Genomic DNA, 15,801 nt, shown 5'->3' with positions numbered 1-15,801 from the left:
GGGAAACGCTGCGCCGTCGCGCTCTTTGCGAAGCGTGCTGGTGAGAGTGACGTGCGCTGATTTTGGGGCAAGCTGGATCGTGCGCAGGCAGCGCAGGCCCCAGCCGATCACCGGGCCACTGGTGAGCCGAACGGTGTGCGTATCCAAAATATCGGCCTGGTGCGGCGCCTGATCCAGCGCAGCAGGCGGGGGCCAAGCGTTGGGCATCCGGTTGGGCCAGTCGTCCTGCGGCCACACCCAGACCTTATCGCCGCCTGTGTTGGCCCAGTCTCCGAGCTTAATGGGTTTGCCCGCGACCGCCTTGTTCTCCCAGAGGACGTTTGGCCCGCCCACAAAGCCATAGCGCATTACCCGCCCCCCCACCGACGGCACGATAACCAGCTCGACAACTCCATTGCTTAGACGCAGGGCATCCTGCCAGCCATTGTAGGCGATTTTCTCCACAGACATAGACAAAGTTTACCCCAGCAGATCTCCCTCCGATGGATTTCTGAGTGCTTTCTCGAATAAGAGAGTAGATGACAATTTTCTCTGCGATTAGCTGGCCTCACGTGAAACGTGCTCAGGAAAGCCAGTGGACAAATCTGGCCCTCGAAGAGGCTTGTCTGCCCACCGTGCTGGCTTACTGTAGCCGTCGTTTACCCACCCGCGTGGATGCCGAGGATGCGACGGTCGAGACATTTCTCGCTGCCAGTGCACGCCTCAGTGCTTGTCCCAAGCCACCTGAAGAAGCAACCGCTTGGCTTCTGGGTATTGCACGACGAAAAGTAGCCGATATCCTGCGCCGTGAACAGAAGCGCCGCCGTGATCTTTCTTTGGAACACGCTCAAGAGGTTCTCTACGCAACGGCCACGGATCAGAGCTTACTTCAAGAAGAGGCCCGACAAGCCGTCCGTGCTTTGATGGCAACCTTGCGGCCAGAACACCGTGAGGTACTTTTACTAAAGTATGCGGATGAGCTGAGTCTTAAACAAATTGCCTGTGCTCTGGGGAAGTCAGAAGCGGCTATCTCTAGCCTCTTGCAGCGGGCACGCGCTGCTGCCCTCAAACAGGGAAGTGAGTATTTTCGAGAAGGAGAGAGCACATGAGCCGTGTCCCGTTGGAAAAAGCCATTCAAGAAGCCTTTGCAGTAGTCACGCCTGAGACGGGAAGCATTCGGGCACGGCTCCAGGCTCGCAGACAGACAGAGCGCAAGCCAGACCGTTTTGTGCTTTTGCTCACAACACTTTCCGTGCTGGGGGCTCTGGTCGCGTTGAGCCCCTTAGTGCGCCAGCAGGTTGCCTACCGTCAGTACCAGCGAGTTCTCACCGCGGTCCGCAAGGCTCCGAGGGTTCACGGGATACTCTACCTGGATTCCTGGCCCTCTCGCCGCGTCGCAGAGTTCTGGCAGAAAGGAGAGCAACAATACAGTGAGCTCTTTATTGAGGCGAAACGCCGTCCCTTCAAGACTCTGTCCTACACACTCTACTCCGAGATTGCAACCGTGAAGCCCCCCACCCTAAAGCAGCGAAGACAGAGCGACCATACTACCCCGCTAGACCCCATCAATGAGTGGGGAATTCCAGATCTGGAGCGTGCCCCGACCAATCAGCCCTCTTGGTTCTCTCCCGCCAACGAACCCAATGCGCTGGTTCTCTCTCGCTGGGATCTTATGGAAAGCGGCGCACGCCGCTGCAACTGCCGGGTGGTACTCTGGTATGCCCCAGATACAGAACTCCCTACAAAAACGGAGTACCAAGAGCTCCGCCAAGCGCGCGATGGTCGTGATGTCTGGCAACCTATCTTACGAGTCTTTTGGGAGCCTACTTCAAGCCGGTGAGGGCGATGCCTTTGACGAAGTAGCGCTGGGCGACGAAGAAGAGAATAATCGTGGGGAGAATGTGGATCAGCGAGGCGGCCATGAGAAGCTCTAGCTGGGTGCCGTAGCTGTCCTGGAAGAGGCGCAGACCGATCGAGACGGTGTACTTCTCCATGGAGTTGAGATAGATCAGCGGCCCCATGAACTCGTCCCAGTGGCTCACAAACGAGAAGAGCGTCGTGGTGATCAGCGCGGGGCGGGCGAGCGGCAGGAGCACTTTCCACCAGATCACCAGCGGGTTCGCGCCGTCAATCATCGCCGCTTCGTCGAGCTCGCGGGGGATGGTCATGAAGAACTGCCGGAGCAGGAAGATCGTGAACGCGCCGCCGCCAAAGAACGACGGGACGATGAGGGGGGCAAAGGTGTCAATCAGTCCCAGCTGTCGCCAGAGCAGAAAGACCGGGATCATGGTCACCTGCGAGGGGAGCATCATGGTCGAGAGCATCAGGTAGAAGAGAGGGTTCTTGCCCTTGAACTTGAAGCGTGCAAAGCCATAGGCCACCAGCGACGCCGAGAGAATCTGCCCGAACGTGGCAAAGATGGTGATCGTGATCGTGTTGACGACAAACGTCGGGAAGGGCAGCTCCGTCCAAGCACGCTTGAAGTTATCGAGCTGAATCGGATTCGGAATCCACTGCGGCGGCACGGCAAAGACCTGCTCGTTGGTCTTGAGCGCCGTGGAGACCGTCCACAGAAATGGGACTGAGAAAAGCAGCCCGCCGAAGATCAGCATCGCAAAAACGCCTATGCGCTGGATTAGCCCAGACGGAGATCGTCGGGCTATGGGGCCTGTGGCCGCGCCTTCGGCGGAATTTTCCGAGCGAAGCGAGGCGGCGGAACGCCCCATAGCGGGACGTTCATCATCCACGCGATTTGACCCGCCATCATCGTTGGGATTCATTCTTTATCGCCCCCTTCGTAGTACACCCACTTGGAGGCGTTTTTGAACTGGACGATCGTAAAGCCTAGCAGGATGATAAAGAGAATCCAGGCCATCGCGCTGGCCTTGCCGAGCTTGAACTCACGAAACGCGTTGTTGTAGAGATAGAGCACGTACATCAACGTCGAGTCGTTGGGGCCGCCGCCCGTCATGATATAGGCGGAGGTGAAGACCTGGAACGAGCCGATGATGCCCAGGATCAAGTTAAAGAAGATCGTCGGGGAGAGCATGGGGAGCGTGATATGACGAAAACACGTCCAGCCCTTTGCGCCGTCGAGCTGCGCCGCTTCGTAGAGCTCGTCGGAGATTCCCTGGAGCCCCGCCAGGAAGATCAGCATGCGCCCACCGCCGATTCCCCAGAGGCTCATGATGATCAGCGATGTCAGCGCGGTCTTAGGGTCTTGCAGCCACTTGGGGCCTTGAATCCCGAGCTTCGAGAGCGCAAAGTTCAGAATCCCTGCATCGGGGTGAAAGACCCAGGCCCAGACTAGGCTCGATGCCACGGCGGGCACCAGCGACGGCAGGTAGAACAGTGTCCGAAAGATCGGAATCGCCTTGACTTTTTGATTCAGCAAGACCGCGATCAGCAGCGAGCCCGTCAGACCTAGCGGCACCGCGAACAAAACATAGATCGCCGTGTTGCTCAGTGACTTCCAGAAGCGCGGCTCGTGGAGCAAGACATCGTAATTTTTTGCCCCCACAAAGCTCAGCGTGTGCAGGTCGTACTTACAGAACGAGAGATAGAGCGAGGCGAGCATCGGGCCTGCGGTGAAGATCAGGAAGCCCAAAAGCCAGGGCGAGATCAGCGCCAGGCCCCAGCGGCTACTGGTTCGTTCGGACATAGGCTAAAAACCCTCCTCGCCCGTGAGCAAGGCGTTGATCTTATCGGTGGCGTTGCGGCTGGCCTGCGGCGCGGTGATCCCACCGACATTGAAGAGACTATCGGTGGCGGAGTTGAACTCACGCGACCACTCCTGGTAGCGAGCATCAATGGGCAGTGTTCGACCCCGGCGCACGGTCTCTAGGAACACATCGGTGTGAAACGGGGGCTTGTCACTCTTGAGGTACTCCGGGTGCTGCTGAACCGAGAGCCGTGTGGGGACGCAGCGACGCCACTTGGCCCCTAAAAGTAGCTCAGCCTCCGGGCCGGTCATGTACTTCACAAACTCCCAGGCGAGCTCTGGGTGCTCCGAGTGTCGGTTGACCACGAGCTGGTTGCCCTTAAGAACCGTGGCATCCCCGGCAGGGCCCGTCGGAACAGGCGTGATATCCCAGTCGAATTTTTTGATGTTCTTGCGGAAGCGTGGCGTTTCTCCGGCCCAGCCCCAGTGCATGGCGATCTTGCCGGACTCAAATGTAAACGCGGAGAGCGCGGCATCAGCGGGTGTCGGGGCGCAGTGGTGCTTCCAGCGCAGGTCGGTCATGTCCTGCATTCCCTCAAGCGCGTGTGGGTCATCGGCGAGGGTAAATTTTGTGAGCGCCTTGTCCATCATGTCCCCTCCCCGGTTCCAGAGCACCGAGGCCCACTGAGGAAACGTCGGAAACGTCGTGCCAAACTGTAGCGTCCGCTCGCCCTCGCGCTTGGTCAGCGCATTGGCCGCCGTGAGAAACGCGTCCCAGTCCCATTTCTTCGCCTGCGAGAGTTCATACGGATCGACGAGTCCTGCGTCTTTGAAGAGCGTTTTATTGTAGTAGAGCTGGACACCCCCAAAGAGCACATTGAAGGCGTGGAGCTTGTCCTGGTAGCGGCACTCCTCCAGTGCCGTGGGTACAAAGTCCTCAATAAATCCCTTGGGCTCGGCGGCGATCAGCGGCTCTAAGTCGAGAAAGTAGTCTTTTTTGACGAGTGCGGGAAACATGTAGTGGTCCACACGCATCACATCGGGGGCCGTGCGTGAGGCTAGCATGAGCTGGAGCTTATCGGCATACGACGAGCCGGGCACCATAAACAGATGGATGCGAAGCTTAGGGTGCGTCTTCTCAAACTCATCGGCGATCTGGCGCTCTACTTGGAGCTGTTCCGGGTTACCCCAGGCCATGTAGCGGATCGTCGTACGCCCCTTCGCGTCTTGTGTGGAGGGGAAACATCCTGTGAGAAGTCCCCCCAGAGAGAGCCATAATAAGCGTCTTCGCGTCATCATAAAAAACCGGTTTTCGCATTATACCACTGCGATACTCTCAAAATTCCTCTTGAGTGAGGTATCATGAGACGGCCTCAGCGAACGGGGTAGCAATTGTTGTTGAGATATAGAGCGAGCGTAGAAATTAGTTATGGCGAACGAGAAACGAGAGCAGACGCCGCAAGAGAAGGCGGATGCAGCAAAGGCAGTGGCGGATCAGGATAAGGCAGCAACGGCAGGTGTTGAGCTGGTTAACCTGGTTGTAGATGGAGCTCCGATTGCGGTTCCGAAAGGGACTCTGGTGATCGAGGCCGCGTTTCGAGCAGGCAGCGATGTGCCGTACTTCTGCTACCACCCGCGCCTGACTAGTGTCGGGGCCTGCCGCATGTGCCTGGCTTCGGTTGAGCTGGAGATGTTTGGTCAGCGCCGCGCCAGCATCATGGCCACCTGTACGATTCCCTGCTCTGAGGGCATGGTGGTCAAGACCCAGACTCCTGAGGTGAAGAAGGCCCAGAACGGGATTCTGGAGCTACTGCTGGCCAACCATCCGTTAGACTGCCCTATCTGTGACCGTGGCGGCGAGTGCCCGCTGCAGAACATGACCATAACCTACGGTCCGCCCACGAGCCGCTTTACGGAAGAGAAGCGCCACTACCCCAAAGCCAAAGTCATCTCGGACTATGTCGTGCTGGACCGGGAGCGCTGCATCACCTGTATGCGCTGCACCCGCTTCGCCGACGAGATCGCGGGCGACGGCCAGCTGGACTTGATCAACCGAGGCGCTCAGACCGAGATCGGGCCGTTTATGGGTTCGAGCTTCGACTCCAACTTCTCGGGCAATACCATTGAGATCTGCCCGGTCGGGGCGCTCACTAGCCGCCAGTTTCGCTTTAAGGGCCGTCCGTGGGAAGTCAAGTCCGTGGACTCCGTCTGCTCCAAGTGCGGCAATGGCTGCAATATTGCCGTGGGCCATCGCTTGGGAGAGATCGTTCGGATCAACGGGCGCATCAATGAAGACATCAACGAGGAGTGGACGTGCGATAAAGGCAAGTTCGGCCATGAGTATGTCAATAGCGACGAGCGCCTGACCACGCCACTGATCCGCGATCTGGATGGCAAGCTCCAGCCCGCCAGCTGGGATGCTGCACTGACCAAGATCGTCGAGGCGCTGAAGCACTACAAGCCCGAGCAGATCGGCGGTATCGGCTCCACACGCGCCACGCTTGAGGACAACTACCTCTTCGCCAAGCTGCTAAAGACCGTGGTGGGGACGACAAACGTGGATCACCAGCTGCATCCCTATCCGTTCTTACCCATGCAGACCAGTATCGCGGAGCTTGAGAGTGCCAAGAAGATCGTCTCCGTGGGCATGAAACTCGAAGACGACCAGCCAATTGTCTACCTGCGGGTCTACAAGGCCACGCGCAAGAACAACGCAAGCTGGATAAAAGCGGCGACCGTTGCGGAAGCCCTCCCGCACCTGGATAGCGAGACGGTTGTCTTGCTCCCCCACACACTGAGCGAGGCGGACTACGCTGCTGTGGCCGCGACGGGCGCAAAAGTCAATCTGCTACTGCCGGACTGCAACTCCTGGGGAGCCAAGAAGGCGGGCGTGGACGGCGGCGAGATGGCGCAGATTCTTTCGGGCAACCTCAAGATGCTCTACATTATGGGGTCCGACCCGGTTGTGCGGTATCATGACCCGGCAAAAGCACAAAAGGCAGTAAAGCAGGCGGAGTTTGTGGTAGTGCAGGAGCTTTTCCTCACAGAGACCGCAAAGCTCGCTGATGTGGTGCTTCCCGCAGTAAGCTTTGCCGAAAAAGACGGCACCTTCGTCAATATCGAGGGCCGCGAGCAGAAGATCAAGCAGGCCATTGCGCCGCGCGGCGACTCCCGCCCGGACTGGCGCATTCTTGCCGATCTCATGGCGCGCCTTGGAAAGCCCCTGCCGTACTTCTCGGCGAGAGACATCTACCGCGAGTGGAAAAAGGCGCAAGGGTAGTCAGCGACTATGGATATCTGGCAGCAATTATTCGTCCTGCCGGGCGACAAGATCGAGTGGTGGGCGGAGGTGGTTCGCTCGGTTCTACGACTGGTGATCGCGCTGGTCGGAGGACTGGGCTCTGTTCCTATTCTCGTCTGGCTGGAGCGACGGCTTTTAGGCTGGTACCAGGGGCGGCAGGGGCCAAACCGCGTGGGGCCGTTTGGGCTCCTCCAGCCCCTCGCCGATGCGCTCAAGCTCATCACCAAAGAGGACATCACGCCTACCAACGTGGACAAGATCCTCTACTACATGGCTCCGGGTGTGGCACTTGCCCCTGTGATCATGTCGCTGACGGTGCTTCCGTGGAGCAGCTCACGGGACTGGGGCTCGGTTGCGCCCCGGCTCGATGCGGGGGGGATTCTGCTGCTTCTCGCCGTGGCCTCCATTGAGGTCTATGGCGTGATTCTGGCCGGGTGGTCGTCCAACAATAAATACTCGCTTCTGGGGAGCCTGCGCGCCGCCTCACAAGTGATCTCCTACGAGTTGGGGATGGGCCTCTCGATCATTGCAGTCTTGCTGATGGCCGGGCAGGTCAATACGATTGGTATTGTCCAGCATCAGGGAGTCTTTGAGCTTGGCCCCGATGGCGTCAACGGCTACCGGATCGGTGAGTCGGCCTACACCTGGGCTCCGCAGGCCGTGACATCGGGCTTCTGGAACTGGCACTTTCTCGCCTTCTTCCCGCTGGGGCTGATCGCCTGCGGCATCTACTTGGTTTCCATGCTCGCGGAGACTAACCGCGCCCCGTTTGACCTCCCCGAGGCCGAGACCGAGCTCGTGGCGGGCTTCCACACCGAGTACAGCTCCTTTAAGTTCGCGATGTTCTTCATGGGCGAGTATGCCAACATGGGAATCGTCTCCGCGATTGCTATTGTCTTGTTCTTCGGCGGCTATCTCGCCCCATGGGGTCCGCTAGGCCATCTTCCGATGACAGTCTTTGGGCTACCAGTCTGGGATGTTCTGCCACCATGGCTGGTGGATCTGAGCAACACGGGCATCGGGATTCTCTGGCTGGTTCTCAAGTGGTTTACTCTGATCGGTTTCTTCATCACGGTACGCGCGACGCTCCCAAGGTTGCGCTACGACATGCTGATGAAGCTGGGCTGGAAGGGGATTATTCCGGTAGGTCTTGTCAATCTGTTGCTGATCGCGCTCTCGATGGCGCTCCAGCAGACCAAGCTTGCCTGGTTTGGTCACTTCGTCGCCCTCGTGCCAGGTGTGCTGCTTCTCGGGGCTCTCTTCCTCTGGAAAAAATCCAGCTACGAAGCCGCTGAAAAAGAAGCGAAGACCACAGCACTTGTACCCACTGGTGCGAACTCCGCCGCGCCGCGCCTGCCGATCCGCCGTGAGCCGGTTACCATGAAAATGGCCCCAAGAGTGAGCGAGGACTAGTAAAAAATGTCAGATTTTTGGGCAGATGTCAAGCAGATGGCCACTGAGGTGGCTGCGCCTTTTAAGGGGCTCGTGACCGTCGGTAGTAAGCTGACGGAAAAGAAAACCACGATTGCCTACCCAGAGTTTCGCCGCCCGATGGGCGTGCGTGCGCGCTGGCGGCATGTTCTGAATCGCTACGACAATGGGATGGAGAAGTGTATCGGCTGCTCGCTCTGTGCGGGGGCGTGTCCGGCAAACGCGATCTTAGTGGTGGCGGCGGAGAATAAAGACGATGCCCGCTACTCGCCCGGTGAGCGCTACGCCAGCCGCTACGAGATCAATATGCTTCGCTGCATCTACTGTGGCTTCTGTCAGGAGTCTTGCCCGACGGGTGCGATTGAGCTCAAAGATATCTACGAGCTCGCCGAGGATAGCCGCAAGAAGCTGGTCTACACCAAGGAGATGCTGCTGGTACCCGATCCGAACCGGGAGAGAGTAGACTAGATGATCCTCTTTCTGATTATCGCTGCGATTGCGCTGGCCACGGCGCTACTCGTCGTGCTGAACCCCAACCCGGTGCGCTCGGCGCTCTTTTTGGTAGTGAATCTGTTTTGCATCGCGGGGCTGTATTTGCTACTCAATGCCTACTTCCTGTCGGCAGTACAAGTGATTGTCTACACGGGTGCGATCATGGTGCTCTTTTTGTTCGTGATCATGCTCTTGAACTTAGGGACACCGGATCGCTCGCTGAATAAGCTTAAAGCTCAGGCTCCGCTCGCGGTGCTGGGGGGACTTATCTTAGCGGGAACCCTCGTCTGGGCGGTGACAAAGGGAGCTCCCCCGATTGCACTGCCGACGGAGCCGATGGTGGGCTTGGATACGCTGGGATCGCCGCAGGGAATCGGCAAGACACTCTACGACCCCAAGAAACCCTGGCTTTTTCCCTTTGAAGTCACGAGTATTCTGCTGCTCATCGCGGTGATTGGCTCCGTGGTGCTGGCACGCCGAAGCTACGGCGAGGAGGCAAGTAAATCATGAGTATGGCCGATGTCCCTCTCTCCTGGTATCTGATACTCTCCGCGCTGCTCTTCACGACTGGCGTGGTCGGGGTGCTGGTCAAGCGTAACCCGATTGTTATTTTTATGTGTGTCGAGCTCATGCTCAATGCTGTGAATCTCTCGCTGGTGGCCTTTGGTCGCTACCTAGGAGATGCCGGTGGGCAGATGCTCTCGATCTTCGTCATGGCGGTCGCTGCCGCAGAAGTGGCGGTGGGGCTCGGAATCCTCATCGCCATCTTCCGGCTCCGCGATAATATCAACGTGGACGAAACCAACACGATGCGAGGATAGCCTTGGAACTACTCCCCTGGATCGTCCCGCTGCTGCCGCTAGTGGGCTTTCTTATCAACGCTCTCATTGGAGTACGGCTCGGAAAGCCGGGTGCGGGACTGCTGGCAACAGCAATGCTCTGGGCCGCGTTTGCTTGCTCCCTGGTTTTGCTAGGGCAGGTACAGGCTGCACCGGGTAAGCGTCTCTTCTCCCCCGAGTTTGTCTGGTTTAACGCCGACACGCTGAGTGTGAGCTTCAAGCTCTCGATTGATACGCTGACGGCGCTCATGCTCCTGATTATCACGGGAGTGGGAGCGCTGATCCATGGCTACTCGATGGGCTACATGAGCCACGAGAAGAACTATAGCCGCTACTTTGCCTACCTAAACCTCTTTGTTTTCTTCATGCTTCTCTTGGTGATGAGTAGCAACTTAGTCGGGATGTTTGTAGGCTGGGAAGGCGTCGGGCTGGCTTCTTATCTCTTGATTGGCTTCTGGCAGGAGAAAAAATCCGCCACGGACGCGGGCAAGAAAGCCTTTATCGTCAATAGAATCGGGGATGCGGCGCTCCTGATCGCGCTCTTTCTGATCTTCCGCCACTTTGGGACTTTCGAGTTCTATGGTGAGAAGGGGATTTTGACAAAAGCGGGGATAGACACCGCTCTGGGTAACGGCTACGGTCTTGTCTCAACTACGGTGCCGATCTTGCTCTTTATCGGGGCTTGTGGCAAGAGCGCCCAGCTTCCGCTCCATGTCTGGCTTGCCGACGCGATGGAGGGGCCGACGCCCGTCTCTGCACTGATCCATGCGGCGACCATGGTGACTGCAGGGGTCTATTTACTCTGCCGCACCCACGAGCTTTTCCTGATGGCTCCAGGGGCGATGACACTGGTTGCGATTGTCGGCTTGCTGACGGCACTGGTCGCGGCAAGCATCGGGCTGGCGCAGAACGACATTAAGAAAGTGCTGGCCTACTCGACGGTCTCCCAGCTTGGGCTGATGTTCCTTGCCTGTGGAAGTGGGGCGTTTGGCGTGGCGATGTTCCACGTCACGACCCACGCCTTCTTTAAAGCGCTCCTCTTCCTCGGCTCCGGCTCCGTGATCCACGCAATGGGCGGCGAGCAAGACATGCGCAAGATGGGTGGGCTCGCTAAGAAGCTCCCGATCACCTACGCGACCATGTTTATCGGGACGCTGGCGATCTCAGGGATCCCGCTCCTCTCCGGCTTCTTCTCGAAAGATGAGATTTTGCTCAACGCCTTCGCCGGTCAGGCGGGAAATGCCTTTCAGTGGGGACTTGCGTTACTCGTTTCCGCCATGACAGCTTTCTACATGTGGCGCATGATGGCCAAGACGTTCTCTGGAGAGTTCCGGGGCACCGAGGAGCAAGAACATCACCTGCATGAGTCCCCGATCTCAATGACGGCTCCTCTCGGGATTCTGGCGGTGCTCTCGGTCTTCAGTGGCTACTTAAACCCTGCTGCGCTGAAAGCTGTTGCGGTTGACCTGCCCGATACGTTTGGTCATTTTCTAGGCGAGAATGCAGGCGAGAGTATCGCCGAGGTAAATCATAACACAGAGCTGATGCTGGTGCTTGCCTCAGTTGCTGTGGCAGTAGGTTTCTCGCTTTTTGCTTGGAGGAAGTACAAGAAAGCGACCAACGGCGAGCTTCTCACAGAAAAGCAGCGCCAGAGTGGCTGGTACGAGCTGGCCTATCAGAAGTGGGGCTTTGATGAGCTCTATAACGAGCTCTTCGTCCGGCCCGGAAAACAGCTTGCAACCTGGCTCTGGCGGGTTGCGGATCTGCGTGGCGTGGATGGTCTGGTGCAAGGGGCGGGCAATATGATCGGCTCACTCTCGAATTTGCTCTCACGTTTCCAGAATGGCTATGTCCGTAGCTACGCTCTGACGATGCTCGTGGGAGTGGTGCTGGTGATCCTGACGTCGCTGCTGGGACGGGGGAGATAAATCATGTCTATACTGACCCTACTGATCCTGGTGCCTGCTCTGGCCGCCCTGATTGTCGCTCTCGCTCCTCAGGGTGCCACGCGACGTATCGCGTGTCTGGGAGCCTTGCTGACGTTTATTGCTTCGGCACTTCTCTTGAGAGGTATGCCCGGCCCCGATGGCTTTTTTGAAGACAGCATTCAGCGCAGTGATTGGCTTCCTGCCCTGCGGATTCAGTTCCATGTCGGGGTAGATATCGTTAGCACCCTGATGATTGTTCTGACTGCCCTCCTTTCCGTCGCTGCGATCGTGATGCCCTTCAAGATCTCGGCAGGCAAAGAGAAGCTCTACTTTGGCTCACTGCTCCTGCTGGAAGCGACTTTGATCGGCGCGTTTTCGTCACTGAACTTAGTGCTGTTTTATGTTTTCTTCGAGGCGTGTCTGATTCCGGTCTGGTTCCTTGCTGGTAGCTTTGGAGGTGAAAAAGCCACCAAGGCTCTGATGAAGTTCTTTCTGTACACGGTGATTGGCTCGCTGGTGATGCTCTCCTCCATTCTGTGGCTTGGCTTCCACTTCCAGAGCTTCAGCTACATTGATATCCAGCATGGTCTCGTCAAAGAGCCGCTCTTGGGCCAGCTTGGGCTCTGGCTAATGCTGGGCTTTGCCGTGGCATTTGCTGTCAAGACCCCGCTCTTTCCCTTCCACTCCTGGCAGCCCGAGACCTACGCGGCATGTCCCACGGCGGGCGTGGTGCTTGTCTCCGGAGCGATGGCAAAGCTTGGAACCTATGGCTTCTGGCGCTTCTGTATTGTTCTGTTTCCGGAGGCTTCCAAGCAGGCCGCGCCGCTGATGATCGGGCTGGCGGTAGTGGGGATTCTCTACGGAGCCTTTGTGGCGGCGATGCAGCGCGATGTTAAGCGCCTGATCGCGTACTCGTCCATTAGCCATTTAGGCTATATCGTGATGGGGCTCTTCTCAGGCTCGACTCCGGCAATCTCGGGGGCGATCTTGCAGATGGTCAACCATGGGATCACGGTCGGAGGGCTCTTTCTGGTACTGGGCCTCATTGAGGAGCAGACCGGAACTCTCAAGATTCGCAGTCTCGGCGGGCTCTGGGATCGTGTTCCTCTGCTCTCTCGCGTTTTTCTGATCCTGACACTGGCCTCCGTTGGGCTCCCCCTGACCAATGGTTTTGTCGGGGAGTTTATGATCCTGCTGGGGACATTCCAAAACTTCCCAGCGGCGGCGACTCTGGCGACAACAGGGGTGATCTGGTCCGCAGTCTACATGCTCTGGATGTTCCAGCGCGTTGTCTACGGCCCTGCGCGTTCCGAGCAGCCTCTCACGGATCTCAAGGGAACGTCGCAGTGGGTGCTGGGTTTTTTTGTGGTTCTCGTCTTTGCCTTGGGGATTTTCCCCAAAACCTTCTTGGATCTGATAAGCCCTATAGCTGCGCTGGCGGCTCCGATGGAGAATAAATAAGTCATGTCTGAGATACTAGAGAGCCTGCAAGGGCTTCTCGCTCCGCTAGTCATCATGGTCTGCGGGATGCTGGTCCTCTTGCTTGACCTGCGACGCAGTGCGTTTGCGGCGCGGAAATCGCTGGCACTGGCTTGTCATATTGGGCTGGCGCTTGCGGCGATTGCTTGTCTGCCGGCGCTAAACGTGGCGTCTCTCGCAGGGGTGAAGTTCCCCGGCTCCGATACCCCGGTGACTCAGCTCTTCGGTGCCGGGATGACCATGGATGGCTTCAGCGCCTTGCTAGATCTAACGCTCTGCCTGGTTGCCGCCCTCGTGATTGGGATGTCAGGGCGCTATCTTGAGGACAAGCGTCTGGCTTTTGGTGAGTTCTATGCCCTGATCCTCTTTGCCACATCGGGTGCGATGGTGATGACCAGCGCTCTGGATCTAATCAACCTCTTTGTGGGGCTTGAGGTTCTCTCCGTTGCGCTCTATATCCTGGCAGGCTATGCGCGTCGCGAGCTGCGCTCCGAAGAGTCTGCGGTTAAGTACTTCTTACTAGGGGCCTTTGCCTCAGGGTTCTTACTCTACGGAATTGCGCTGGTCTATGGTGCAGTGGGTCTGGGAGCACAGCGTGCGGGGATGCAGCTTGTAGGGGGCTCATATACCAATGTGATGCTCATCACCGAGGTACTGCGTGCGACCATGCACACGGCCACGCCGCTGGCCACCTCGCCTCTCTTTGTTGTAGGGATCACGCTGATTCTGGTGGGCCTGGGCTTTAAGGCCTCTCTGGTTCCCTTCCATACCTACGCTCCCGATGTCTATGAAGGCGCTCCGGCTCCCGTGGCAGCCTTTATGTCTGCTGTGGCTAAGATTGGAGCATTTGCAGCGCTGGCACGGTTTCTCCAGCCTCTGGCGATTGTTGAGCTACAGACTCCGACGATTCGCCATATTATCTGGGGCATTGCGCTTGCTACCATGCTTCTGGGAAATATTTTGGCGATCCGACAGGTCAACCTCAAGCGTATGTTAGCGTTCTCATCGGTGGCACACGCGGGCTACTTGCTCGTGGGTATTCTCGCCTCGCTGACTCTGCGCAACAATATCGCGATTGACAGTGTTGGGTTCTACCTGCTGGCCTACTCACTAATGAATGTGGGAGCCTTCGCGGTGATTGTCTGGCTGGGGCACTCGGGGGAGGAAGAGTTCACGGATATCCGCCGCTTTGCCGGACTGAGCAAGCGCAACCCTGCTGCCGCCGCGACTCTCACCATACTGCTTTTCTCGCTGGCGGGTATTCCGCTCACCGCAGGGTTCTTAGGTAAGCTCTACTTGTTCTACGCCGCAGTCGGGGCGCAGCTCTACTGGCTCGCCGGGCTGGGCTTGGTGATCAGCGTGATTGGCGTGGCGTACTACTTGAACTTAGTGGTTCAGATGTACTTCCGTGAGCCGCTGGATGAGAGCAACCCAGAGGTTCGAGGGGGCGTCGCCAAGAACGTCGCGATTCTCTGCGCGATTCTGACACTGGCTCTGGGGGTCTTGCCCTCGGGAATCTTGGGGCCACCGAGCCCCCGAGAAATAGATGGCCCTGCTCCTATCGTGCAGCCTGGACTGCCCTCTGAGCGTGTCGGTGGTGGGGCTGCCCCCCCCGGCGCACCGATGATGCCACGGTAAAAGAAACCCGCCCGAGAAATCTCGGGCGGGTTTTCTTTAGTTTCCCTTAAAGGTGCAGTGCTCGCGACGAGGCTTCAGAAATGGGGCGAAGTGCTCTTTATGTCGGTAGGCTAGAAAGACAATGAGCACACCAAAGAAGCCCCCAATCGGCAAGCCTTTCGGATCCATAAAGAGATCGTAGAGCAGGATATTGATCACGATGGAGCCGAGGATGAGCAGGCCTAGTGGAGCAAGCCGCCCGCCTAAGATCAGCCCACCCCCGATCATCTCCAGCGCTTTGACGACCTTCATGTAACCCGTGCTGTCCAGAGTCCCCAGAAAGCTCTGTGCACTGGCGTCGGCAGGCGGCGGGAGGGGTAGGAAGTGCAGGAAGCCGTTCGCCCCAAAGACCAGGAAGCCCACGCCTAGGATTACTTTCGCCGCGACCGTGGCGTAGCGTAGCGGAACATTACTTTCTACCAAGGCAGGTGGTCTTGTTTGTGGAAGTAGCCGCCCGTGGGGCCATTGGCAGGGAGCGTCGCCAGGTAGACACTGGTCTCGGCACCCTCGGAGACCTCTAGCTTCGCGCCTTCGCCGCCCAGCTCGGTCTTGACCCAGCCCGGGTGTGCCGCGTTCACTTTGATGCCCATCGGCTCCAGCTCACGCGCCAGATGCACCGTGTACATATTGACCGCCGCCTTGGACGCGCCATAGGCCGCCGCAAACCCCGAGGCACCGTAGACCGGTGAGGCCGTCGTGGTTGCCATGGTGAGCGAGCCCAGAATACTCGTGAGGTGCACAATCCGTCCCGCGTCGCTTTTCTGGATCAGCGGCAGGAACGCCTGAGTTGTTTCGACAAGCCCGAAGAGATTGGTCTCAAAGGTCCAGCGCCAGTGCGTGAGATCCTCCGTGGTGGTAGGCTTGTTGAACGTCCCCAGCCCCGCATTGTTCACCAGAATATCGAGCTTTCCGAACTCTTTCTCTACGGTTGCCACAGCGGCTGCGATACTTGCACCATTGGTGACATCGAGTGAGACGACCCGGACATCGCCGGTGAGCGTCTTGGCCGCCGCC

16 protein-coding genes are annotated in these 15,801 nt (G+C 58.1%); 10 read left to right on the top strand and 6 right to left on the bottom strand.

Annotated features, from left to right (window positions below):
• On the bottom strand, positions 1 to 450 hold a 450-nt coding region (locus RMO15_RS31195), incomplete at its 3' end, for a DUF4380 domain-containing protein (protein ID WP_309722522.1).
• Positions 451 to 518: 68 nt separating this feature from the next.
• Here RMO15_RS31195 and RMO15_RS31190 point away from each other — a divergent pair.
• Together RMO15_RS31190 and RMO15_RS31185 are read left to right on the top strand one after the other, a co-directional pair.
• Positions 519 to 1,088, top strand: a complete 570-nt coding sequence (locus RMO15_RS31190) for a sigma-70 family RNA polymerase sigma factor (RefSeq protein WP_309722519.1) — start codon at positions 519 to 521, stop codon at positions 1,086 to 1,088.
• Positions 1,085 to 1,819 (top strand): hypothetical protein, encoded by a 735-nt coding sequence (locus RMO15_RS31185; protein ID WP_309722516.1) that lies wholly within the window; start codon positions 1,085 to 1,087, stop codon positions 1,817 to 1,819. The genes RMO15_RS31190 and RMO15_RS31185 overlap by 4 nt, the downstream gene beginning before the upstream one ends.
• Here the strand turns inward: RMO15_RS31185 and RMO15_RS31180 are convergent.
• The 3 genes from RMO15_RS31180 to RMO15_RS31170 are packed head-to-tail and all read right to left on the bottom strand — an operon-like array spanning position 1,803 to position 4,939.
• Complete coding sequence (locus tag RMO15_RS31180) at positions 1,803 to 2,759, bottom strand: carbohydrate ABC transporter permease (RefSeq protein ID WP_309722513.1); 957 nt, start codon at positions 2,757 to 2,759, stop codon at positions 1,803 to 1,805. The two genes, RMO15_RS31185 and RMO15_RS31180, sit on opposite strands and share 17 nt — an antisense overlap.
• Positions 2,756 to 3,640, bottom strand: a complete 885-nt coding sequence (locus tag RMO15_RS31175; RefSeq protein WP_309722510.1) for a sugar ABC transporter permease — start codon at positions 3,638 to 3,640, stop codon at positions 2,756 to 2,758. The genes RMO15_RS31180 and RMO15_RS31175 overlap by 4 nt, the downstream gene beginning before the upstream one ends.
• 3 nt (positions 3,641 to 3,643) lie before the next feature.
• Positions 3,644 to 4,939, bottom strand: a complete 1,296-nt coding sequence (locus tag RMO15_RS31170) for a sugar ABC transporter substrate-binding protein (protein WP_309722507.1) — start codon at positions 4,937 to 4,939, stop codon at positions 3,644 to 3,646.
• Positions 4,940 to 5,069: 130 nt separating this feature from the next.
• Here RMO15_RS31170 and nuoG point away from each other — a divergent pair, with 130 nt between their 5' ends.
• From nuoG to RMO15_RS31130, 8 genes are read left to right on the top strand one after another with little or no spacing between them, the layout of a single operon-like run.
• Entirely contained in the window at positions 5,070 to 6,920 is a 1,851-nt protein-coding gene (gene nuoG, locus RMO15_RS31165) for an NADH-quinone oxidoreductase subunit NuoG (protein ID WP_309722504.1), read from the top strand.
• Between the two features lie 9 nt (positions 6,921 to 6,929).
• Entirely contained in the window at positions 6,930 to 8,354 is a 1,425-nt protein-coding gene (locus RMO15_RS31160) for a complex I subunit 1 family protein (protein WP_309722501.1), read from the top strand.
• 6 nt (positions 8,355 to 8,360) lie between these two features.
• Positions 8,361 to 8,840: an NADH-quinone oxidoreductase subunit NuoI gene (gene nuoI / locus RMO15_RS31155; RefSeq protein ID WP_309722498.1), complete on the top strand. Its 480-nt coding sequence runs from the start codon at positions 8,361 to 8,363 to the stop codon at positions 8,838 to 8,840.
• On the top strand, positions 8,841 to 9,374 hold the full coding sequence (locus RMO15_RS31150; RefSeq protein WP_309722495.1) for an NADH-quinone oxidoreductase subunit J: 534 nt from the start codon (positions 8,841 to 8,843) through the stop codon (positions 9,372 to 9,374). It begins immediately after the preceding gene.
• Positions 9,375 to 9,376: 2 nt separating this feature from the next.
• Positions 9,377 to 9,685, top strand: coding sequence for an NADH-quinone oxidoreductase subunit NuoK (gene nuoK, locus RMO15_RS31145; protein ID WP_309722492.1), 309 nt, complete (start codon positions 9,377 to 9,379; stop codon positions 9,683 to 9,685).
• Positions 9,686 to 9,687: 2 nt separating this feature from the next.
• Positions 9,688 to 11,631, top strand: coding sequence for an NADH-quinone oxidoreductase subunit L (gene nuoL, locus RMO15_RS31140; RefSeq protein ID WP_309722488.1), 1,944 nt, complete (start codon positions 9,688 to 9,690; stop codon positions 11,629 to 11,631).
• A 3-nt stretch (positions 11,632 to 11,634) separates the two neighbouring features.
• Positions 11,635 to 13,092: an NADH-quinone oxidoreductase subunit M gene (locus RMO15_RS31135; RefSeq protein WP_309722485.1), complete on the top strand. Its 1,458-nt coding sequence runs from the start codon at positions 11,635 to 11,637 to the stop codon at positions 13,090 to 13,092.
• 3 nt (positions 13,093 to 13,095) lie between these two features.
• Positions 13,096 to 14,748, top strand: coding sequence for an NADH-quinone oxidoreductase subunit N (locus RMO15_RS31130; RefSeq protein ID WP_309722482.1), 1,653 nt, complete (start codon positions 13,096 to 13,098; stop codon positions 14,746 to 14,748).
• A gap of 36 nt (positions 14,749 to 14,784) precedes the next feature.
• Here RMO15_RS31130 and RMO15_RS31125 read toward each other — a convergent pair whose 3' ends face one another.
• Together RMO15_RS31125 and RMO15_RS31120 are read right to left on the bottom strand one after the other, a co-directional pair.
• Positions 14,785 to 15,210: a hypothetical protein gene (locus tag RMO15_RS31125; protein WP_309722479.1), complete on the bottom strand. Its 426-nt coding sequence runs from the start codon at positions 15,208 to 15,210 to the stop codon at positions 14,785 to 14,787.
• Positions 15,204 to 15,801: SDR family NAD(P)-dependent oxidoreductase (locus RMO15_RS31120; RefSeq protein WP_309722476.1), on the bottom strand; the 598-nt coding region annotated here is incomplete at its 5' end. The genes RMO15_RS31120 and RMO15_RS31125, both read right to left, overlap by 7 nt.

The organism is Armatimonas sp., assembly GCF_031410135.1.
Lineage (GTDB): Bacteria > Armatimonadota > Armatimonadia > Armatimonadales > Armatimonadaceae > Armatimonas.
This window is presented reverse-complemented; position numbering and strand designations above follow the sequence as displayed.